This window comes from Aestuariimicrobium ganziense (assembly GCF_015352975.1).
GTDB classification, from domain to species: domain Bacteria; phylum Actinomycetota; class Actinomycetes; order Propionibacteriales; family Propionibacteriaceae; genus Aestuariimicrobium; species Aestuariimicrobium ganziense.
The window spans coordinates 1-20896 of record NZ_JACYIZ010000005.1 but is presented as its reverse complement, the minus strand read 5'-3'; the positions used below and the strand labels follow the sequence as shown (position 1 = coordinate 20896).

At 68.7% G+C, this 20896-nt stretch carries 18 protein-coding genes; 7 read left to right on the top strand and 11 right to left on the bottom strand.

What is annotated here, in order from left to right:
* The first annotated feature begins 26 nt into the window (after window positions 1-26).
* Window positions 27-1703 carry an MGH1-like glycoside hydrolase domain-containing protein gene (locus IE660_RS10200; protein WP_203568270.1) on the top strand — a complete coding sequence of 559 codons (1677 nt, stop codon included), beginning with the start codon at window positions 27-29 and terminating at the stop codon, window positions 1701-1703.
* A 170-nt stretch (window positions 1704-1873) separates the two neighbouring features.
* Here IE660_RS10200 and IE660_RS10195 read toward each other — a convergent pair whose 3' ends face one another.
* Complete coding sequence (locus IE660_RS10195) at window positions 1874-2680, bottom strand: aminoglycoside N(3)-acetyltransferase (protein WP_203568269.1); 807 nt, start codon at window positions 2678-2680, stop codon at window positions 1874-1876.
* Between the two features lie 175 nt (window positions 2681-2855).
* Entirely contained in the window at window positions 2856-4277 is a 1422-nt protein-coding gene (glnA, locus tag IE660_RS10190; RefSeq protein WP_203568268.1) for a type I glutamate--ammonia ligase, read from the bottom strand.
* 109 nt (window positions 4278-4386) lie between these two features.
* Here glnA and IE660_RS10185 point away from each other — a divergent pair, with 109 nt between their 5' ends.
* From IE660_RS10185 to IE660_RS10170, 4 genes are all read left to right on the top strand, one after another.
* On the top strand, window positions 4387-5088 hold the full coding sequence (locus tag IE660_RS10185; RefSeq protein WP_203568267.1) for a PadR family transcriptional regulator: 702 nt from the start codon (window positions 4387-4389) through the stop codon (window positions 5086-5088).
* A 60-nt stretch (window positions 5089-5148) separates the two neighbouring features.
* Window positions 5149-5580, top strand: coding sequence for an RDD family protein (locus IE660_RS10180; protein ID WP_203568266.1), 432 nt, complete (start codon window positions 5149-5151; stop codon window positions 5578-5580).
* A complete protein-coding gene (locus IE660_RS10175) occupies window positions 5577-6746 on the top strand; it encodes a glycosyltransferase (RefSeq protein WP_203568265.1) in 1170 nt (389 codons plus the stop codon). The genes IE660_RS10180 and IE660_RS10175 overlap by 4 nt, the downstream gene beginning before the upstream one ends.
* A gap of 73 nt (window positions 6747-6819) precedes the next feature.
* A complete protein-coding gene (locus IE660_RS10170; RefSeq protein WP_203568264.1) occupies window positions 6820-7941 on the top strand; it encodes a Gfo/Idh/MocA family protein in 1122 nt (373 codons plus the stop codon).
* A 2-nt stretch (window positions 7942-7943) separates the two neighbouring features.
* Here IE660_RS10170 and IE660_RS10165 read toward each other — a convergent pair whose 3' ends face one another.
* Both IE660_RS10165 and IE660_RS10160 read right to left on the bottom strand, forming a co-directional pair.
* Window positions 7944-9137 (bottom strand): ROK family protein, encoded by a 1194-nt coding sequence (locus IE660_RS10165; protein ID WP_203568263.1) that lies wholly within the window; start codon window positions 9135-9137, stop codon window positions 7944-7946.
* Window positions 9138-9200: 63 nt separating this feature from the next.
* Window positions 9201-10055 carry an SDR family NAD(P)-dependent oxidoreductase gene (locus tag IE660_RS10160; RefSeq protein ID WP_203568262.1) on the bottom strand — a complete coding sequence of 285 codons (855 nt, stop codon included), beginning with the start codon at window positions 10053-10055 and terminating at the stop codon, window positions 9201-9203.
* A 161-nt stretch (window positions 10056-10216) separates the two neighbouring features.
* Here IE660_RS10160 and IE660_RS10155 point away from each other — a divergent pair, with 161 nt between their 5' ends.
* Window positions 10217-10990, top strand: a complete 774-nt coding sequence (locus tag IE660_RS10155; protein WP_203568261.1) for a sugar phosphate isomerase/epimerase family protein — start codon at window positions 10217-10219, stop codon at window positions 10988-10990.
* Window positions 10991-11309: 319 nt separating this feature from the next.
* Here IE660_RS10155 and IE660_RS10150 read toward each other — a convergent pair whose 3' ends face one another.
* From IE660_RS10150 to lipB, 6 genes are all read right to left on the bottom strand, one after another.
* A complete protein-coding gene (locus IE660_RS10150; RefSeq protein WP_203568260.1) occupies window positions 11310-12683 on the bottom strand; it encodes an MATE family efflux transporter in 1374 nt (457 codons plus the stop codon).
* Between the two features lie 151 nt (window positions 12684-12834).
* Window positions 12835-13419, bottom strand: coding sequence for a 1-acyl-sn-glycerol-3-phosphate acyltransferase (locus IE660_RS10145; RefSeq protein ID WP_203568259.1), 585 nt, complete (start codon window positions 13417-13419; stop codon window positions 12835-12837).
* Between the two features lie 76 nt (window positions 13420-13495).
* Entirely contained in the window at window positions 13496-15334 is a 1839-nt protein-coding gene (locus tag IE660_RS10140) for an ABC-F family ATP-binding cassette domain-containing protein (RefSeq protein ID WP_203568258.1), read from the bottom strand.
* A 21-nt stretch (window positions 15335-15355) separates the two neighbouring features.
* Window positions 15356-16111: a DUF4191 domain-containing protein gene (locus tag IE660_RS10135; RefSeq protein ID WP_203568257.1), complete on the bottom strand. Its 756-nt coding sequence runs from the start codon at window positions 16109-16111 to the stop codon at window positions 15356-15358.
* Window positions 16112-16126: 15 nt separating this feature from the next.
* Entirely contained in the window at window positions 16127-17089 is a 963-nt protein-coding gene (lipA, locus tag IE660_RS10130; RefSeq protein ID WP_203568256.1) for a lipoyl synthase, read from the bottom strand.
* Between the two features lie 447 nt (window positions 17090-17536).
* Window positions 17537-18247 carry a lipoyl(octanoyl) transferase LipB gene (gene lipB / locus IE660_RS10125; protein WP_407929019.1) on the bottom strand — a complete coding sequence of 237 codons (711 nt, stop codon included), beginning with the start codon at window positions 18245-18247 and terminating at the stop codon, window positions 17537-17539.
* Window positions 18248-18290: 43 nt separating this feature from the next.
* On the opposite strand from lipB, the gene IE660_RS10120 reads away from it, so the two are divergent.
* Window positions 18291-19523, top strand: coding sequence for an alpha-amylase family protein (locus tag IE660_RS10120; RefSeq protein WP_203568254.1), 1233 nt, complete (start codon window positions 18291-18293; stop codon window positions 19521-19523).
* Window positions 19524-19625: 102 nt separating this feature from the next.
* On the opposite strand, the gene sucB is transcribed toward IE660_RS10120, so the two are convergent.
* Window positions 19626-20896 (bottom strand): 2-oxoglutarate dehydrogenase, E2 component, dihydrolipoamide succinyltransferase (gene sucB / locus IE660_RS10115; protein WP_203568253.1); only part of this gene is annotated, 1271 nt, incomplete at its 5' end.

Below are 20896 nucleotides of genomic sequence, written 5' to 3'. Positions count from 1 at the left end.
ACTGGAAGAAGACAAGGGAGAACCCCATGGGACGAGAAGTTCACCTCCTGCCGCAGGGATCGGTCTGGGCCGAGCGCTACCGCACGATCCAGACAGCACCTCGAGGGCAGTGGTTCACTCCCGAGCCCGAACCCGCTGCGATGCCACCGTTCGACGAGGTGCGCAGCCGCCTGCCCGGCCCCTACATCGACGGCCGGCCCGACTTTCGCGACTGCTACGACTTCTGCGTCGACGTGCTGTTCCGCAACCGACGCGAGCCCGACGAAGGCAGCCCGCTGGTCACCCCGTTCCTCGACGCCGCCTTCAACGGCAACATCTTCTTCTGGGACACCGCCTTCATCACGATGTTCGCCCGGCTGTTCCACCCCTACCTGCCCGGCATCCGCTCGCTCGACAACTTCTACGCCCGTCAGCACGACAACGGTGAGATCTGCCGAGAGATCTACGCCGACGACGGCCTCGACTTCCTGTGGTGGACCAACCTCGACGACGACGGCCTCTACTCGTTCTTCCACCGCGGCTGGCAGCAGGGGGCGATCGAGGCCGAGCCGATCGACCAGCGGCTGCACTCGGTGCGCCGCATCGACTTGGGACGCGAACCCAGCACCCAACCCCGGCTCACCCTCGACGCGCACAACAACTTCGTCTTCGCCTGGGCCGAGCTGCTGAGCTTCCGCCAGACCGGCGACATCGGACGACTCGAGCGGGTCTTCCCACCGCTGTACGCCTACTTCCAGGCGGTGGACGACCAGCTGCGGCACTCGTCCGGCTTCTATGCCACCGACTGGGCGAGCATGGACAACTCGCCGCGCAACCAGTACCTGGGCTTCGGGGTCGACACCGCCTGCCAGATGGTGCTGTTCGCCGAGAACCTGCTCGACATCGCCGCCACCCTCGAACGGCACGGACGAGGCACCGGCGCCGACCTCAGCCTGCTGGTCGAGCGGCAACTGGGGCTGCGTGACCTGGTCAACGAGCACATGTGGGACGAGCAGCGCCAGTTCTACTTCGATCTCGATGAGAACCTCGAGCGCTCCCCGGTGCGCACGATCGCCGCGTTCTGGGCGCTGATCTCGGGGGTCGCCCCCATCGAGCGGGCACACGCCCTGGTGCGCGCGTTGGAGGACCCCGACGGTTTCGCCCGCGTGCACATGGTGCCGACCGTGCCGGCCGACGAGCCGGACTTCGACCCCGAGGGTGGCTACTGGCGTGGGGCTGTGTGGGCGCCGACCAACCAGATGGTGGTGGCCGGGCTCGACCGCTACGGCTTGCACGACCTTGCCAGGCGGATCGCACACAACCACGTCGACGCCCTGGCCCGCATCCACGACGGCACCGGCACCGTCTACGAGTGCAGCGCGCCCGACCACGTTGGTCCCGGCGACAACAACCGCCGCGACTTCATCGGATGGTCAGGCATCGGACCGATCGGCTTCTTCGTCAGCCATGTGGTGGGGGTGACCGCCGACGCCGAGGCGAACTGCATCACCTGGCAGTTGCCCGAGCGCCAGGTGCGGGTCGGCATCGACAACTACTGGTTCTTCGGCAAGCAGGCAGACCTGGTCGCTGAGCCCACCGGCTGGGGGTGGACGGTGCGCCTGGTCACCGACGACGAGTTCATCCTGCGGGTGGTCTCGCCCAGCGGACGCGTCGAGACCCGCCAGATCAACGGCGACTCCACGTTCTGGTTCAGCGCCGAGTAGGGCGGGTCATTCTGGCCGCTGGGGGCTGTCCTCGCCTGGAGTCGTCCGCCTGTCACTCGACCTCGCGGCCACGCCTTCCCGCGCACCATAATCGAGTTCCCGCCCCAACGTTGGTGCGGGAACTCGATTTTGGGGCGGGGGAACGGGTTCAAGGCGGGGATGGAACGTCCTCAGGGGCGCCCACGATGGGTGCGCAGGTGGACGACCGCCTCGTCCACCAGCGTGCTCGCATCGAGCACGAGCGTGCTGGCGTTGCCCACCAGACCCGGCGTGATGCCGTGCCGAGCGCAGTGCTCGTCCAGGATGTCGTGGAAGCCCCCGTCGGAGTGGACCCACTCGGGGAAGGTCACCCACCGGCGCTCGCCCTCGACCAGCACGGCGGCCCCTTGGGTCTGCTGCTCACAGACGTCGGCCAGCACCTCGGCCAGGTGCAGGATCGTGCAGCGGCGGGTGCCCATCAGCACCACACGCGCGCCGAGGTTCCTGGCTCGGTCGAGCGGTGACTCGGGCCCCATCGACCAGGCCAGCGCGTGGTCGCGGGTGATCTCGTCCGCCTGCCGACCCCACGCGGCGAACGAGTTGTGCGGGTGGCTGCTGCGGCGAACCCCCGGCCAGGTGCGAAACGTCTCGGGCAGGATCCCCATGGCGCGGGTCGGCGTCAGCGCCGGGTCGAAGGCGGGTACCTCGTCCCGGATCACCGGAACCCACTCGGCCGGGACCGGGGGCGCCTGCCAGTGCTGTGGGTCGGTGCGGTCCGAGGTGTGGGTGGGGACGACCAGCGTGCCGGCTTCGGTCAGCACGTCCTGAAAGGCCTGCAGTACGGCGACCACACCTCCGGCGACCCAGCCGATGGACGAGACGCTGCTGTGCAGCACCACCACGTCACCAGCGGACAGGCCGAGCCGACGCAGGTCGTCCGCGATGGAAGTGCGGGTCCGAGGGGTGTCGGTGGCGGCGACCACATCAGCTTCAGCCATGGCGCCAGCATCCCATGCCTGCCGGCGGCCCCTCGTCCACCCTTCCCCCGCACCAAAAACGAGTTCCCGCACCAAAGACGGTGCGGGAACTCGATTTTCGTGCAGGAAAGGGCTCAGAGGTGCGCGATGGGTGACCCGGCGCCTCAAACAACTCGTGCCTCAGGCCACGCGTGACTCAGATCGCGTAGTAGAGCTCGAACTCGTGCGGGTGGGGACGAAGCCGGATGGCGTCGATCTCGGCCCGCTTCAGCTCAATCCAGGTCTCGATCAGGTCGGGGGTGAACACGTCACCGGCGAGCAGGAACTCGTGGTCGGCCTCGAGCGCGTCCAGCACCTCGCCCAGCGACGCGGGCACCTGCTGCACCTCTGCGTGCTCCTCCGGGGGCAGCTCGTAGAGGTCCTTGTCGATCGGGGCCGGGGGCTCGATCTTGTTCTGGATGCCGTCCAGACCGGCGAGCAGCATGGCCGCGAACGCCAGGTAGGGGTTGGACGAGGGATCGGGGCAGCGGAACTCGACGCGCTTGGCCTTGGGGTTCGAGCCGGTGATCGGGATGCGCATACAGGCCGAACGGTTGCGCTGCGAGTAGACCAGGTTGACCGGGGCCTCGAAGCCGGGCACCAGACGGTGGTAGCTGTTGACGCTCGGGTTGGTGAAGGCCAGCAGCGCCGGGGCGTGCTTGAGGATGCCGCCGATGTACCAGCGGGCCAGATCGCTCAGTCCGCCGTAGCCGTTCTCGTCGTAGAACAGCGGCTGGCCGCCATCCCAGATCGAGCTGTGCACGTGCATGCCCGAACCGTTGTCACCGAAGATCGGCTTCGGCATGAAGGTGGCGGTCTTGCCGGCCTCCCAGGCCACGTTCTTGACCAGGTACTTGAACTTCATGACGTTGTCAGCGCTCGACAGCATGGTGTCGAAGCGCCAGTTGATCTCGGCCTGGCCGGCGGTGCCGACTTCGTGGTGGGCGCGCTCGACGATCAGGCCGACAGCCTCCATCTGCTTGACGATGGTGTCGCGCAGGTCGGCGAAGTGGTCGACAGGGCTGACTGGGAAGTAGCCGCCCTTGTACTTGACCTTGTAGCCGCGGTTGCCACCATCTTCGACCCGGCCGGTGTTCCAGGCACCGGCCTCGGAGTCGATGGGGTAATACGAGGCGTTCTGCTTGGTCTCGAAGCGGATGTCGTCGAAGACGTAGAACTCGGCCTCGGGGGCGAAGAAGGCGGTGTCGCCCACGCCGGTGCTGGCCAGGTAGGCCTCGGCCTTGCGCGCGATGTTGCGCGGGTCGCGGCTGTAGGGCTCCTTGGTCAGCGGGTCGTGCACGAAGAAGTTGATGACCAGCGTCTTGGCCTTGCGGAACGGGTCGAGGAACGCGGTGGTCGGGTCGGGCAGCAGCGCCATGTCGGACTCGTGGATCTTCTGGAAGCCGGTGATCGAGCTGCCGTCGAAGGCCAACCCGTCCTCGAAGACCTCCGGGCCGAACGAGCCGGCGGGCACCGTGAAGTGCTGCATCACGCCGGGCAGGTCACAGAAGCGGACGTCGACCATCTCGACGCCCTCGTCCTTCAGGTAGGCGAGCAGGTCGTCTGCGCCCTTGAACATGTGTTCCTCCATCGTGGTTCGTGCTGAACACGTGTGAACCTATTTGGGGGGTGTTGCCCGGCAGTTTCCCGAGTGTTTCGGTCATGTAACGCCGCGTATCGTTGGTGCCATGAGGGGGCCGAAGATGCGCCACGCCACCCTCGTCGTGCTCGACCACCTGGCGTGGGGGACCAACCAACCCCAGTTCCCGCTCGAGATCAGCGAGGCCACCGGGGTGCTCAGTGGTGTGCTCATGCCGATCCTGGCCGAGCTGGAACGCTTCGAGTGGGTCACCAGCCGCTGGGACGGCACCGACCCGCGCGACACCGGTCGTCCCCGTCGTCGGCTCTACAGCCTCACCCCGATGGGCAACCAACTGGCCAGGCTCGAGTTGGCCGCGCGCGACAGCGAGGACGAGCGTTCGGTGCAGGACCTCGACCTTCCTCCCGAGCCCAACCTGAGCTTCATCGCCACCCGGCTGGACGACTACGTGCTGGCTGCGATCGTCCACCTGTTGCCGAGGCAGGTCCGGCAGCGTTTCGACGAGGAGGTGGGTGGCGAACTGGCCGCCAGCACCCACCCGATCACCGACGCCTGCTCGCTGCTGAGCCGGATCATCTGGTGGCGGCGTGCCCTGGCCATCCCGCACGTGCCCATGCCGTTGCGGTGTCGGCTTCGCCGCCACGACGATGTCAGGGTGATCACCGACGTGGCCAACCACCATGCCTACTACCTGCGCTGCCTGCGGTGTGGACGAGAGCGCCACCCCGACAGCGGCCACGACTTCATGCTGAACAACCGTCGGGGTTGGGCCAGCGTCACCGCAGCCTGAGCCGACCGGCACACCCGCGGCACGCGGCTCGAACCGTGCCGCGCCCGCTAGGCTCGCCCCGTGAGCCAGACCACAGAGGACGCACCCGCTTACCCGGGCCAGAGCATCGGCCTGCCCCGCGAGGGACGCGGCTCGCTGGCCTCGTGGCGGGCCCGCTTCGCCGCCCTGATCGTCGACTGGGCCGCGAGCCTCGCCGTCGCCGTCGGGGCCTTCGGGTCGGGCGTGCTCTACGACAACAACTGGCGGATGTGGATGCCGCTCACGGTCTTCTTCGTCGAGGCCACCATCTTCACCATCGTCACCGGCGGCAGCTTCGGCCAACTGCTGGCCCGCATCGGCGTCTCACAGCTGTCCGGCGCGCCCATCCGCTGGTGGCAGGCGATCATTCGCACCGCGCTGAAGTGCCTGGTCATCCCGTCACTGGTGATCGGCGCCGAGCGCCGCTCGATCGTCGACATCGCGCTCGGGCTGGCCGTGGTGAACCGCCGATGACCGAACAGGCCGCCCTGAGGGTGGCGGTGGTTGGACGAGGCCTGCCCTCGCCCGCCTCACCGCTGCTGGGCTGCTTCGAGCTCGACCAGGCCCGAGCCCTGGCCGACGCCGGGGCCAGCGTGGTGCACGCCGCGCTCGACCTGCGCTCGGTGCGGCGCTGGCGCCGGTGGGGGTTCGCCTCGTCGGTCGACGGCTCGGGCGTCCGGGTCGAGGCACTCTCGGTGCCGCTGGGTGCCCTGCCCACCCGGCTGCACCATGGCCTCGCGGGGCTGGCATGGCGGGCGCTGTACCGACGCATCGTCGCTCGTCACGGACGACCTGACGTCGTCCACGCCCACTTCTGCGCGTGGGGTGCGGCGGTGGCCGCCCACACCCCGCAACAGGACCGTCCGCTGGTCGTGGTCACCGAGCACTACTCCAGGCTGACTGCGCCGACCATCGCCGACGACCTGCGCTGGCTGGCCGAGCGGGCCTACCGCGCCGACCGGGTGCTGGCGGTCTCGTCCGCTCTCGCCCGGGTGATTCGCGACCGGTTCGGGGTCGAGGCCCACGTGGTCGGTGACGTCATCGACATCGAACAGTTCCAGCCCGAGCCCCGCACCGAACATGCCGGGGTGCGGATCATCTCCACCGGCAACCTGATCGCTCGCAAGCGGATGTCGCTGCTGGTCGACGGGTTCGCCCGGCTGGCGGACCGGCGCGACGACGTCAGCCTCACCATCGTCGGCGAGGGCCCCGAGCGCGAAGCGCTGTTGGCGCAGGTCAGGCGACTCGGGCTGGACGACCGGGTGCAGCTGCCCGGACGAGCCACCCGTGACGAACTCACCGCCCTCTACCGACAGCACGACCTCTTCGCCATGCTCAGCACCCACGAAACCTTCGGCGTGGTCTGGGCCGAGGCGCTGGCTGCCGGGTTGCCCGTGGTTGCTCCCAGGATCCCCGGGCCGGACGAGTTCGTCGACGAGACCGTGGGGGAGTGGAGCGGAGAGTCCCCCGACGAGGTCGCCGAGGCACTCGAGCGCGTGATCGTCCGCCTGGACGAGTTCGACCCAGCGGCACTGCGGTCGCATGTGTCCGAGCGCTTCAGCCCCGAGGCCGTCGCCGGGCAACTGCTCGAGGTCTACCGAACCGGCCTCCAGCAGGGCGCTGCAGAGCGCCCTGTTTAAACCTTTTCAAGACGTATATAAGTCCTAGCAGGGTGTTTTACGGTGGTGTCACCGAACAACCCTGGAGGACGAGATGAACCACCGCTCACTGCGTGTCGCCATCGCCGGCGGAGGCATGATCGCCGGTCTGCACCGGCGTGGCGCCCTGCTCGCCAGCGCCCAGCTGGTCGGTGTGCTCGCCTCGAGCCCGGAGCGCTCCCAGGCCGTCGCCGACGAGTGGGGCATCGACCGCGGCTACGCCTCGTTCGACGACCTGCTCGCCGACAAACCAGACGTCGTCCACATCTGCACCCCCAACAAGATGCACGCCCCGATGGCGCTGGCGGCCCTCGAGGCCGGCATCAACCTGGTCTGCGAGAAGCCGCTGGGCATGTCGGCCGCCGGGGCCACCGAGATGGAGCGCGTGGCCGAGCGCGCCGGCGTGATCGCCACGGTGCCCTTCGTCTACCGCTACCACCCGGTCGTGCGCGAGATCCGCTCGCGCGTGCAGTCGGGGGAGTTGGGTCGCATGCTGTTGCTGCACGGGTCGTACACCCAGGACTGGATGCTGCCGCGCGACGTCGCCAGTTGGCGCGTCGACCCGGCCGACGGTGGCGCCTCGCGGGCCTTCGCCGACATCGGTTCGCACTGGGCCGACCTGATCGAGTTCGTCAGCGGTGAGCACCTGGCCGAGGTGAGCGCGATGACCAGCATCGCCCACCCGCAGCGTCCGTCGGGCTCGGCAGCCGCCTTCAGCGGGGGAGCAGGCGGCGAACTGGCCGACGTCACCACCGAGGACATTGCGCTGGCCATGTTCCGCACCAGCAGTGGTGTGCCGGTGCAGACCACCGTCAGCCAGGTCTCGGCCGGCCGCAAGAACCGGCTCTGGTTCGAGGTCGACGGCTCCGAGGGCGCCGCGGTCTTCGACCAGGAGCACCCCGAGGAGGCCTCGATCGCCACCCTCAACCAGACCGCCGTGATCGTCCGCGACCCGCGCACCAACCACCTCGACGCGGCCCGGCTGTCGGCACTGCCTGCCGGGCACGCCCAGGGGTACGCCTACTGCTTCGAGGCGTTCATCGCCGACACCTATGCCGCGATCGCCGGGCACCGCCCCGAGGGGCTGCCGACCTTCGCCGACGGGGCACGGGCGGCACGCGTGGTCGACGCGGTGCTCACCTCGGCCCAGCAGCGCCAGTGGGTTGAGTTGGCGTGAGCTCAGCGGCTTCGGCGTCGTCCCGGCCGCAGCGCGGCAAGCCGGTCGTGCAGGGCAGCGGGTTCCATCGCCGCCTCCAGGCCGAGGGCGAGCCCCCCGTACAAGCCGGAGTCGTCCCCGAGTTGCGGGCCGGTGATGGTGAGGTTGCGGGTCGCCAGCGGCAGCGAGCGCTGGTAGACCACCGAGCGCACCGCGGCGAGCAGGTCGTCGGTGGCCGCAGCCATGGCGCCCCCGACCACGACGATCGCCGGGTTCAGCACGTGGACGAGGCTGACCACCACCTCACCGATCGCCGGGGCCCGGTCACGCAGCAGCGCCACCGCGCGGGCGTCGCGGGCGCGCAGGACGTCGAGGAACTGCTCGACCTGCTCCGAGCTGGCCTCGCCCTCGGAGTCGTCCACGCCGGCCAGGGCGCGCAGCGAGGCATACGCCTCGAGGCAGCCGGTGTTGCCGCAGGGGCAGGGGTCGTCCGATCCGACCACGCGCACATGACCGATGTCGCCGGCGGCACCATCGGCGCCGTGCAGCAGCATGCCGTCGGCAGTGACCAGGCCCGAACCGATGCCGGTTCCGCACTTGAGGTAGACCAGCGGCCCGATGGCCTCCGACAACACCCGCTGCTCGCCCAGAGCGCGCAGGTTGACGTCATTCTCGATCAGCACCTGGCAGCCGAGTGCCTCCGAGAGGGCAGCGACCACCCCGAAGCCGTCCCAGCCGGGCATCAGCGGGGGACGAACCACCGCCCCGTGCCGTTGGTCGACCGGTCCGGGCAGGCCGATCACGGCGGTGCGCGGCGCGTCGGCAACCCCCGCCTTCTCGACCAGGTCGGTGAACCCGGCGATCACGTCGTCCAGCACCGGCTGGGGACCGCGGGACAGGTCGATCGGCACCTGGCTCGAGGCGAGCACCTGCTGGCCGAAGTCGAACACCGCCAACTTGGCGGCCCGCACGCCGCAGTCGGCGACCAGGACGACCCCGTAGGTGGGGGCGATCTCGAGTTCCTCGGCTGGTCGTCCCCGACCGACCGCAGGACGAATCCCGGCATGGCGCACCGCGCCGGTGGTGAACAGCGGGGCGAGCGCGTTGTCGACGGTGGTGCGGGCAAGGCCGGAGACCCGCACGATGTCGGCCTTGGTCACCGCCGCCCGACTGGCGATCAACTTCATGACCGTGCTGGCCACAACGGTCGAACTCACTCGTGCCGACAGGGGTGGGGTGCTGAGCCTCAGGTGATGCTCCGCATTCGGCATGACGACGGATCAGACGTCGTCGTGGGCGAGCGAACTCGACAACTCGCGATAGGCGTCGGCCTGGGCGAGCAGGGTGTGGGCCTTCTGCTCGGCGACCTCGACGATCGCAGCCAGGGCGATGAATCGCTGTGGCGGGGTCGGTTCGTTGACGATGGTGACCAAGGCTCGGGCGAGCTTGGCGGGATCTCCCTCCTGGTGGCCGTTCATCGACTCGTAGTTGGCGACCTGGGCGGCGTGGCGCTCGGCGTAGTCGGGAATCGACGGGGTGGAGTAGCTGGCCGAGTCCTGGGTGAGCAGCTCGGTGCGGAAGAAGCCGGGGTTGACGATCGTGGTGTGGATGCCGAACGGCTCGACCTCGGGGGCGAGCGCCTCCATCCAGCCCTCCATGCCGAACTTCGCTGCCGAGTAGGCGGTGTTGAACTCGAACCCCATCAGCCCCGCACCCGACGAGATCGACAGCACGTGACCCGAACGCTGTTCGCGCATCACCGGCAGCACCGCGCGGGTGACGTTCATCGGACCGACCAAGGCGGTCTGCAACTGGTGGTCGATCTGCTCGGGGGTGAACTCCTCGAAGTAGCCGCCGTAGAAGTTGGCGGCGTTGTTGACCAGTACGTCGACGCGTCCGAAGCGTTGCTTGGCGGCGGCGACGGTGGCCTCGGCGTCGGCTGGCTGGGTCACGTCGAGCTTGGTGATCAGCAGGTTCTCGTGGTCGACGCCGAGTGCCTCGCGCAACGCCGAGGTGACCGTCTCGGGGTTGCGTCCGGTGGCCACGACCGCATCACCGGCCTCGAGGGCCGCCCGGACGAAGTGGACCCCCATCCCTCGTCCCGCTCCGGTGATCAGCCAGACTCGCTGGGCCATGGGGTTCCCCCTCGGTGGTGGATGTGTGTGTCGCACCAGCCTAGACGGGCCGTCACCCCTGTCGGCCACCGCCCACCGTGGTACAACGGCGCCATGGTGACAAGCTCCGTACAGAGGGCCGGGGCCCTGGCCATGCTCGACGCCGGACGAGAGGAACGCCGATGATCAACCGCTGGCCGACCCCACCGATCTCGGTGCAGCTGTGGAGCCTGCACGAAGAGATCCTCGAGACGATGGGCTGGGAGCCGACGTTGGAGCGCCTGGCCGAGGCCGGGTTCGCCAGCGTCGAGCCGTTCGGTGTGGCCCAGACCCGCCACCTGTTCGAACCGGCGGTGCGACGGCTCGGGCTGACCACGCCCAGTGCGCACGGCGAGATGGTCAGTGACGACCAACGCCGCGAGACCATCGGGGCGGCCGCCGAGCTGGGGGTGAAGCTGCTGATGCAGCCCATGTTCCCGGCCGAGCGGTGGGCCGACCGCGACTCGGTGCGTCGGATCGCCGACGACCTCAACGCCGCCGCCGAGATCGCTGGTGCCCATGGCATGCGGATCGCCTTCCACAACCATGACGACGAGGTGCGTACCCAGATCGACGGACGAGCTGCCCTGCTCGAGGTGTTCGACCACGTCGGGCCGGGGGTTGGGGTGGAGTTCGACCCGAACTGGGCCACCATCGGCGGGGCCGACGTGCCGGCCCTGATCGAGGAGTTGGGGGAGCGGATCTTCGCCTTCCACCTCAAGGACGGGCCGGCTGTTGGCGGCAGCAACGCCGACCAGGTGGCGGTCGGTGACGGCGAACTGGACTGGCCAAGGTTCCTGGCGATGGTGCCCGACGTGCCTCGGGTGATCGGGCTGGACCTGTTCGCCGGCGACACGCTGGATGCGGTGCTCCGCAGCCGTCAGTGGCTGCTGGACAACGACCCCGCCACTCGCTGATCGAGTAGCGACGCCTGAGACCCGGGGTCCACCTCGTCCCGGCACCTGGCACAGGGTTGCGCACCTGGCACACGTTCGAACCTGTGCCAAGTGACCCAAGATGTGCCGCGTCGGCGCGGGCTGCCGCGAGGCGACGCTCGTCCTTCGCGCACGACGCGCAGCCAAGTTGGACGACGCGCACCCAAGTTGTCGACGGGCACGGTGTGCAGTACTCGTCGGCAACCATGGTGCCCGTCGCAGTCGGAAACTGCCCGTCGCGGCCGCAAGGTGCCCGTCGCGGCCGGGTCGAGCGGCTGGCTGGCGCTCAACCAGCCGTGTCTCAGGCGACGGCGTTGAGTTCCCGCTCGCGGGTCAGGTTCTTCATCCAGTTGAAGCGGTTGACCTTGACCACGGCCACGAAGCACTTCAGGATCTGGTCGGACTTCAGGCAGGCGAACACCCACCAGGCCGGAGCCCCGAGGAAGGCCGAGATCAGTGCCGACGGCAACACGACGCCGAACACGAAGATCGTGTCGTTCTTGAACACGAAGGTGATGTCGCCGCCGGACTTCACCAGCCCGAACAGCACCGGCATCTGGTAGCCGCTGCCGACGATCGTGACCGCGATCACCCAGATCAGGATCTGGGCCTGGGCCGCCGCCTCGGCGCTGATGCCGTGGGCGTAGAGCGACACGAAGGGAAGGTTGAGCGCGGCCACCATCGCACCGGTCAACAACCCGACGACAAGGAAGATCACCTGGGTGGTGCGGGCGTACTCCTTCATCAACTCGACCTTGCCCGCGCCGACCGTCTTGCCCGTCATGATGCCGACCGCGGCTGCCAGGCCCGACAATGTGATGAACGCCAGCGTTGCCATGGTGTTGGCGATCGAGACCGCGGTGGCGACGGCGGCGTCGAAGAAGTGCCCGAAGATGATCGAGTTGACCATCAGGTTGATGCTCCACACCAACTCACCGGCCACCAGCGGGGAGCCGTATCGTCCGTAGTCGCGCAGAATGGCCGAACTCCGGCGGGTCAGGTCGCTCAGCCGAACGCGCAGCTTCTTGTCGACCTTGAGCACGTAGAACGCGATAGCAGCCAGCTCACCGATGCGGGCCAGCACCATGCTCCAAGCGGCCCCGGCGACGCCCCAGTTCAGGCCGAAGATGAACCAAGCGTTCAGGGTGACGTGGATCACCAGCGAGATCAGCGTGATCACCATGCCGATGACAGTGGTCTCGACCGCGCGCATCAGACTCAGCAGCGCCTGCGTCAGGCAGAAGAACACGTATGACAGCGCCACGACGCGCAGGTAGATCACACCTTGGGCGGCGGCCGCCGGGTCGGAGGTGAACACCGCCAGCACCTGCGAGGGGAACAGGATGCAGACCACCGAGATGATCGCCCCGACCAGCGCGGTCAGCCGCAGACCGATCGCCATGATGGTCTTGATGGTGTCGGTGTCGCCTCGTCCCCAGTACTGGGCCGACAGGATGACGATCACCGTGGCCAGACCACTGGCGAACATCTGGATGAGGATGTTGACCTGGCTGGCGAAGTAGACGCCCGAGACGGCGCCGTCGCCCAGCGAACTCACCATCAGGTTGTCGGCGAAGGTGGCCAGGAAGGCGATCAGCCCCTGCGCGGCGACCGGCAGCGCCAGCAGCACGAGGTTGCGGTAGTACGACCGGTCACGGGTCATCCAGCGACTCATCGGGAGCCGCCCCGCGCAGGCAAACTGATCACGCGTTCACCCTAGGGAAGTTTGGGCCCGGCGGGAAGGTACGGAGCCACATTTGTTGAACGATTCACCCCGGCGCCGCTTGGGTTGCTCACGGCGTGGTCCTCGGGTGGCTCGGTCGGGGTCAGCCGGTGGTCAGTTCGTCCTCTTCGCGCAGCCGGGGGATGGTGAAGTCATCAGCCCGGATACCGCGCTTGTCGGCGTAGAACTCGCGCAGCCGGTCCATGTCGGACGAGACGTCGCCGGTCAGGTGGATCGTCGGCCCGAGGCCGCTCGTCCGAGTGGCGGAGTCGACGTAACCGAGGACGAGCGGCAGGCCGGTCTCACGGGCGATCCGGTAGAAGCCGGACTTCCAGTGGGTGCCCTTGTGGCGCGTGCCCTCGGGGGTGATCACCAGCATGGTCCGGGGGTCCTTGCGGATGGCGGCCACGATCTCGTCCACCAACCCGGCGGGGTTCGCGCGGTTGACCGGGATGCCGCCGAGCGCCCGCATCACCGGGCCGAACGGACGCTTGAACAGAGTGTGCTTGCCCAGCCACTTGGGCTTGATGCCCTGGCGCCAGGCGATGGCGAGCATGAGCACGAAGTCCCAGTTCGAGGTGTGCGGGGCCCCGATCAGCACGGCGGACTGGGCCTGGGGTGCCTGGGAACGGAACTCGTACCGCGAGAGTGCCCAGAAGAGCCGCGCGATCAGGGGTCGGACGATCATGCGCCCAAACTTACGGTGCAGTAGCCATGCGGGGGGCTGGGCGCTCCAGATGAGACCCCCGGTGGGTGGGGCAGGGTCAGCCGGCGGCCTCGGCCGCCTCGAGCCACTGGGTCTCGAGGGCGTCGAGTTCGGCGCCGATGGCAGCGTCCTCGTCCTGCAACTGACTGAGCTTGGCGTAGTCAGAGGCGTTTTCTGCCATCTGGGCGTGCAGCTTCTCGCGCCGTGCGCCGAGCTTGGCGATCTGCGACTCGAGTCGGGCGAGGTCCTTCTTGGCCTGTCGTGCCGCCGCTGCGTTCACCGGCGCTTCCGAAGGAGCCGGAGCTTCGTCCTGCCCGACCCGTTCGGACTGGCGTGGGCCGACCTGACGTGCCCGCCGCGCGTCGAGGTACTGCTCGACCCCGCCGGGCAGCAGCACGCATCGTCCATCACCCATCAGCGCATAGGTGACGTCGCAGACCCGCTCGAGGAAGTAGCGGTCGTGGCTGACCACCAGCAGTGTGCCTGCCCAGCGGTCGAGTTGGTCCTCGATGACGGTCAGGGTGTCGATGTCGAGGTCGTTGGTGGGCTCGTCCAGCATCAGCAGGTTGGGTTCAGCCAGCAGCAGTCGCAGGAACTGCAGCCGACGCCGCTCACCGCCCGACAGGTCGGCCACCGGGGTGTGCAGTCTTCCCTGGCTGAACCCGAAGTCCTCGAGCAGTTGGGACGAGGAGATCTCTCGTCCGCCGGCGGCCACGGCCACCTGGCGCACGCGGTTGGCCGACTCCAGCACCCGGTCGCGGTCATCCAGTGGCGGCACGACACCCGAGGGTTCGGTGCCGGCGACGTTCTGGCTCAGGTGCGCCAACCGGACGGTCTTGCCGTGCTTGACCCGGCCGCGGGTGGGTTCCAGTTCCTTGGCCAGTACCCGCAGCAGGGTGGTCTTGCCCGATCCGTTGACCCCGACGATGCCGATCCGCTGGCCGGGGCCGATCGACCAGGTCAGGTTCTTCAGCAGGGTGCGGCCGGGTTCACCGTCCAGGCTGGGCAGGTCGACATCGACCCGGTCGACGTCGATCACGTCCTTGCCCTGGCGGGTGAGTGAGAACTGTTCCAGTTGCAGCCGGTCGCGGGGCGCGGGCTCGTCCTCGATCAGCACGTTGGCCGCGTCGATGCGGAACTTGGGCTTCGAGGTGCGCGCCGGTGCACCCCGACGCAGCCAGGCCAGCTCCTTGCGCAGCAGGTTGCGGCGGCGCGACTCGGTGGCCGCGGCCTGCCGGGCGCGTTCGGCGCGGGCGAGCACGTAGGCGGCATAACCCCCGTCGTAGGGGTCGACCACCCCGTCGTGCACCTCCCAGATGCGGGTGCAGATGGCGTCGAGGAACCAGCGGTCGTGGCTGACCACCAGCATCGCGGTGCCGCGCTGCTGCAGGGTGACCAGGTGGGTCGCCAGCCAGCCGACGGCCTCGACGTCGAGGTGGTTGGTCGGCTCGTCCAGCACCAGCAGGTCGTGGTGGCCGAGCAGCAGGGCGACCAGGCCGGCACGGCGCCGCTCCCCGCCGGAGAGCCGGGACAGTTCGGCGTCGAGGTCGATCTGGTCGAGCAACTCCTCGACCACGTCGCGGCGGTAGCTGTCGGCGGCCCAGACGTGGTCGGGGGCACCGTCGACGATCAGGTCGCGCACGGTGCGTCCCTCGACGACCTGTTCGGCCTGGGTGAGCACGCCGATCGAGATCGAGCCGGTGCGGGTCACTCGTCCGCTGTCGGGTTCTACCGACCCGGTCAGCAGTCCCAGCAGGGTGGTCTTGCCGTCGCCGTTGCGTCCGACGACGCCGATCACGTCGCCGGCGGACAGGCCGAGACTGACCTCGTCGAGCAGGGTGCGGGTGCCGTAGGTCTTCGAGATCTTCTCGGCGTTGACCAGGTTGACGCCGGCCACGTCAGGCTGCCGTCACGAAAGTCAGCGGCCGCGCATGGCGTTGCGCGAGACCCGGGTGGGCAGCGGGCCCTTGGGCAGCGGCACCTTGGGACGCATGGCGTCCAGGCCCTTGAGGCGCGAGGCCACGTCGGCGATCTGGGCGGCGTCGAGGGTCTTGGGCTGCTTCTTGATGTGCTGGGCGAGCTTGGGCAGCGGGACCTGTCCATCTTTGTCGCCCATGATGATCGTGGTGGGCTTGACGATCCGCGAGGCCTGCTCGTGGCGCTTGGCCTCGGTGGCCAGCAGTGCCTTGATCCGATTCGGGTCGCCCTCGCCGATCAGGTAGAGCCCGGTGGGGCCCAGAGCTCGGTGGACGACGTCCATCTGCCGGGTCACGGCGATCGCGGGGCTGGTCGTCCACTTCTTGTCGAGCATGTTGAGCGCGACCTCACCCGAGCCTGCCTGGCCGGCGAAGCGGCTGTAGGTGGCCTTCTTCGAGCGCTGCAGCAAGACGAACAGGGCGGCGGGTGCGGCGAACATCAGGCCGATCAGCGTCCACATCCACCACGGCCTGATCAGCAGGCCGAGCAGCACACCGAGCAGGATGCAGGCGACCACCGCACCGATCACGTAGAGGTGCAGCTTCTTGTCGTACTGCGCCGACAGCTTGTAGGTCTCGGTGATCTGCTTCCACTGGCCCCAGTCGCGGGGGTTGTCGGAGTTTTTCCTGCGCAGCTTCTCTGCCTTGGCCGCGGCCTTCTGCTGCCGGGCCAGTTCCTTGGCCTTCTCGCTCGCCATCGTCGTGCCTCTTCGTCAGTGGGTGGTGGTCGCGGTGCTGGCTTCCTCGACCGGGGTGCCGCGCGCCGCCATCGCCTGACGGTACAGCCTGCCGGCCCGGTAGGACGAACGGACGAGGGGTCCGGACATGACTCCGACGAAGCCGATCTCGCGGGCCTCCTGGTCGAGTTCGTCGAACTCCTCGGGCTTGACCCAGCGGTCGACCGGGTGCAGGTGCGGGCCCGGGCGCAGGTACTGGGTGATCGTGATGATCTCGGTGCCGGCGCCGTGCAGGTCGCGCAGGGCCTGGGAGATCTCGTCGCGGGTCTCGCCCATGCCCAGGATCAGGTTCGACTTGGTGACCAGACCGGCTTCGCGGCTCATGGTGAGCACGTCGAGCGAGCGCTCGTAACGGAAGCCCGGGCGGATGCGCTTGAAGATCCGCGGCACGGTCTCGACGTTGTGGGCGAACACCTCGGGACGGGTGTCGAACAACTGCTCGAGCAGTTCACGTCGTCCGGAGAAGTCGGGCGCGAGCATCTCGACGCCCACGCCCGGGTTCAGCTCGTGGATCTTGCGGATGGTCTCGGAGTACAGCCAGATGCCTTCGTCCTCGAGGTCGTCACGGCACACCCCGGTGACGGTGGCGTAGCGCAGGCCCATCTGCTGCACGCTCTCGGCCACCCGCAGCGGTTCGCCGGTGTCGTAGCCGGTAGGCTTCTTGGACTCGATCTGGCAGAAGTCGCAGCGCCGGGTGCACGAGTCGCCGCCGATCAGGAAGGTGGCCTCGCGGTCTTCCCAGCACTCGAAGATGTTGGGGCAGCCGGCCTCCTGGCACACGGTGTGCAGGCCGCCCTCACGGACGAGGTTCTGCAGGTCGCGGTACTCGGGGCCCATCTTCGCGGTTGTCTTGATCCACGAGGGCTTGCGCTCGATCGGGGTCTCGGCGTTCTTGACCTCGACACGAAGCAAGCGGCGGCCTTCAGGAGCAATAGTCACATCAGCCAGCTTACCCCGGCCTGACAGGGGCCTCCGCGAGCGTGGTGGGGTCGGTGGCCGGAGACGGGCTGGCCGGTGGGGCGTGCTTGGCCTCTGGGTGGGGCCGGGCGGATCGCCGGCGGGGCCCAGCGGTTTGTGGCGTGAAACGCGCTGTTATTCGATGGTTTCCCGCCGCTGATCGGGCTGGACGACCAGGTGCCTCGTCCGCTGCCCGGTTTGTGGCGTGAAAGTCGTGGTCATTCGAGGGTTTCCCGCCGAGATCAGGCCGACCTTGGTGTTCGCTCAGGCGCATCAACGGTCACCACGGTGGACGCGATTACGTCACTGCTGTCAGCGCGGGCCAGGTTGGCTCACCTGGCACACGTTTGCACATGCGCCGCGTGATCCAAGGTGTGCCGGGTTGCTGAGCGGGGGAGTCCGGTCGGCGAGCGACCAGCTGGACGAGGCTCAGCGCACCACGTCGGGGCTGGGGGTGTAGGGCTCGAAGGCGAGCAACTCCTCCAGCAGCGGGTGCAGCGCCTCAGCCGCCTCGAGCAGCGTCGGTGCCCGTCGACCTTGGCCTTGCGCGTCGAGTTCGGCCTGCACTGTCGTGGCGCCGGCGTCCGGGATGCCGCAGGGGATCATGTTCTCGAACGGGGCCAGGTCGTTGGTCAGGTTCAGCGCGAACCCGTGCATCGTCGTCCGCCGGCTCACGCGGATGCCGATCGCGCACACCTTGCGCTCGGGACGATCGCCGTCGGCGCCGAACCAGACCCCGGTGCGCTCCTTGATGCGTCCGGTGACCAGGTCGAGGGACGCCAGGTAGCGGATGATCGCCTCTTCGACACGCCGCACGTGGTCGACCACACCCACACCTTGAGGCAACCTCACTATGGGGTAGCCCACCAATTGCCCCGGCCCATGCCAAGTGATCAACCCGCCGCGGTCGACGTCGACCACGTCGGTCCCGTCGAACGGACGCTGCTCGGGGGTGGTTCGTCGTCCCGCCGTGTAGACCGGCTCGTGCTCCACGTACAGCACCGTGTCGCCACGAGCCTCCTCCGCCACCTCGCCCAGCACCTCGCGCTGGTAGTCCCAGCACGGCCGGTAGGCCAGCAGCGACGCGGGGTCGTCGGCGAATCCGAGGTACTCGCGCTGCAGCCTTCTCACGGCTGCGATGGTACCCCTCCACCCGCAGCGACAACCGCCGTAGGGTGGGCGGGTGACCCAGACCGCGCTCACCGCCCAGCCCACCCCCGAGTGGACCCGTCACGCCATCTGGTGGCACGTCTACCCGCTGGGTTTCGTCGGTGCCCCGATCCGCCCCAGCGACGGCGCTCCCGACGGCCAGCCGTGGCAGGCGCACCGCCTGAGCCGGCTCACCGCTTGGCTCGACCACGCCGTCGCCCTCGGCTGCTCCGGCCTGCTGCTCGGCCCGATCTTTGCCTCGACCAGCCACGGTTACGACACCACCGACCACTTCCAGATCGACCCACGCCTGGGCGACGACGCCGACTTCGACGCCCTGGTCGCCGCCTGCCGCGAACGCGGCCTGCGAATCGTCCTCGACGGCGTCTTCAGCCACGTCGGCCGTGAACACCCCGCAGTCGAGCAGAACTCGCCGCTGGTCAACCACGCCGAGGTCTTCGAGGGCCACGGCGATCTGGTCCGCCTCGACCACTCCACTTCCGAGGCCCGCGACCTGGCCGTCGAGGTGATGACCCACTGGCTGCGCCGCGGCATCGACGGCTGGCGCCTCGACGCCGCCTACTCCGTGCCCACTGACTACTGGCGCGAGACGATCGACCGGGTGCGCGCCGACCACCCCGACGCCTGGTTCCTGGCCGAGGTGATCCACGGTGACTACCCGGCCTTCGTCCGCGAGAGCGGCGTCGACAGCCTCACCCAGTACGAACTGTGGAAGGCGATCTGGTCGAGCCTGGTCGACGGCAACTTCTTCGAGCTCGAGTGGACGATGCGCCGCCACGACGACCTGCTCGCCACGTTCGTGCCGCAGACCTTCGTCGGCAACCACGACGTCACCCGAATCGCCACCAAGGTCGGCGCCGACCTCGTCCCGCTCGCCATGGCCGTGCTCGCCACCACCGCTGGAATCCCTTCGGTCTATGCCGGCGATGAGCAGGGTTACACCGGCACCAAGTCCGACGCCCTGGGCGGGGACGACGAGGTGCGTCCCCCCTTCCCGGACGGCCCGGACGAGTTGTCGCCGTTCGGGGCCGGCGCCATGCGAACCCACCAGGATCTGATCGGGCTGCGCCGCCGCCACCCGTGGCTGGTCAACGCCCGCAGCCGCGCGGTCGACGTCGCCAACCGCAGCTTCACCTACCGCACCACCTCGACCGAGTCGGACGAGGCGTGGCTCGAGACCACGCTGCGCCTGGACCCGCCCGGGGTCACCATCACCGGCCCCGAGGGCGTGGTCTGGCAGCGCTGACCTCGTCCAGCGACACACCCAGCCCAACGCGACCAGCACCAACAGCACTGCGCCCGGAGCAGAAGCCCCGGGCGCAGTTGCGTGGTCGAGAAGACCGGACGATCAGAACTCGCCGGCGAAGTCGCCTGCCTCGAGCCGGGCCTTGACCGACGACAGGAAGCGGGCCGCGTCGGCGCCGTCGACCAGTCGGTGGTCGTAGCTCAGCGAGAGGTACATCATGTCGCGGATGGCGATGGTCTCGTCACCGAAGGCGTCCTCGACGACCACCGGACGCTTCACCAGCGCACCGGTGCCCAGGATCGCCACCTGCGGCTGGTTGATGATCGGGGTGTCGAACAGGGTGCCGGCCGAACCGTAGTTGGTGATGGTGAAGGTGCCACCGCCCAGCTCGTCCGGGGTGACCTTGTTGGCCCGGGTGCGAGCAGCCAGGTCGGCGATCTTCTTGGCCAGACCGGTGATGTTGAGGTCACCGGCGTCCTTGATCACCGGGACGAGCAGGCCCTTCTCGGTGTCGACCGCGATGCCGATGTGCTCGGACTCGGCGTAGGTGATCGTGCCGGCCTCGGTGTCGATGGTGGCATTGACCTTGGGGAAAGCCTTGAGCGCCTCGACCGACGCCTTGGTGATGAACGGCAGGTAGCTCAGCGAGGCACCGTTGCGTGCCTTGAACTCGTCCTTGTGCTGGGCGCGCAGGCGTGAGATCGCGGTGATGTCGACCTCGACGGTGGCGGTGAGCTGGGCCGAGACCTGCAGCGACTCCACCATCCGCCGAGCGATCGTGGCCCGAAGGCGGGTGATCTTCTCGGTGGTGCCCCGCTTGCCCGACTCGTCGGCCGCAGCCGCAGCCTTCGGAGCCGCAGCAGCCTCGGCCTTCGACTCGGCAGCCGGGGCGGCCTTGGCCTTCTCGGCCTCCTCGGCGGCCTTCTTCTTGGCCTCGGCGGCGCTCAGCACGTCCTGCTTGCGGATCCGACCACCGACACCGGTGCCCTTGATCTCGCTCAGCTCGACACCCTGCTCGGCCGCCATCTTGCGCACCAGCGGGGTGACATAGGCATCGGAGGAGTCCGAGCCGCGCCGTGGGGCGACCTCGTTGGTGGCCGACACCTTCGAGGGCTCCTTGGGCTGTGGTGGGGCCTGCTCCTGGTTCTCGGCGGCAGCCTCGACCGGCTCCTCGTGGGCCTCGGGCTCAGCGTGCGCGGTCGCCTCGGGCTTGGCCTCGGCCTCGTCGCTGGCCGGTGCCTGCTCAGCCGGGGCCTCGTCCGCCGGTGCGGCGGGTGCAGCCTCTTCAGCCGGGGCAGCCGATGCGTCGCCGATCACGGCCAGGACGGCGCCGACTTCGGCGGTCTCGTCCTCCTGGACGCGGATCTCGAGCA

Bases quoted from the DNA above. Each gene is read 5' to 3' on its own strand.
- IE660_RS10150 (WP_203568260.1), bottom strand. From the start codon at position 12,683: ATGAGTCGCTGGATGACCCGTGACCGGTCGTACTACCGCAACCTCGTG.
- IE660_RS10155 (WP_203568261.1), top strand. From the start codon at position 10,217: ATGATCAACCGCTGGCCGACCCCACCGATCTCGGTGCAGCTGTGGAGC.
- IE660_RS10160 (WP_203568262.1), bottom strand. From the start codon at position 10,055: ATGGCCCAGCGAGTCTGGCTGATCACCGGAGCGGGACGAGGGATGGGG.
- IE660_RS10200 (WP_203568270.1), top strand. From the start codon at position 27: ATGGGACGAGAAGTTCACCTCCTGCCGCAGGGATCGGTCTGGGCCGAG.
- glnA (WP_203568268.1), bottom strand. From the start codon at position 4,277: ATGTTCAAGGGCGCAGACGACCTGCTCGCCTACCTGAAGGACGAGGGC.
- IE660_RS10195 (WP_203568269.1), bottom strand. From the start codon at position 2,680: ATGGCTGAAGCTGATGTGGTCGCCGCCACCGACACCCCTCGGACCCGC.
- IE660_RS10170 (WP_203568264.1), top strand. From the start codon at position 6,820: ATGAACCACCGCTCACTGCGTGTCGCCATCGCCGGCGGAGGCATGATC.
- IE660_RS10185 (WP_203568267.1), top strand. From the start codon at position 4,387: ATGAGGGGGCCGAAGATGCGCCACGCCACCCTCGTCGTGCTCGACCAC.
- IE660_RS10135 (WP_203568257.1), bottom strand. From the start codon at position 16,111: ATGGCGAGCGAGAAGGCCAAGGAACTGGCCCGGCAGCAGAAGGCCGCG.
- IE660_RS10175 (WP_203568265.1), top strand. From the start codon at position 5,577: ATGACCGAACAGGCCGCCCTGAGGGTGGCGGTGGTTGGACGAGGCCTG.
- IE660_RS10145 (WP_203568259.1), bottom strand. From the start codon at position 13,419: ATGATCGTCCGACCCCTGATCGCGCGGCTCTTCTGGGCACTCTCGCGG.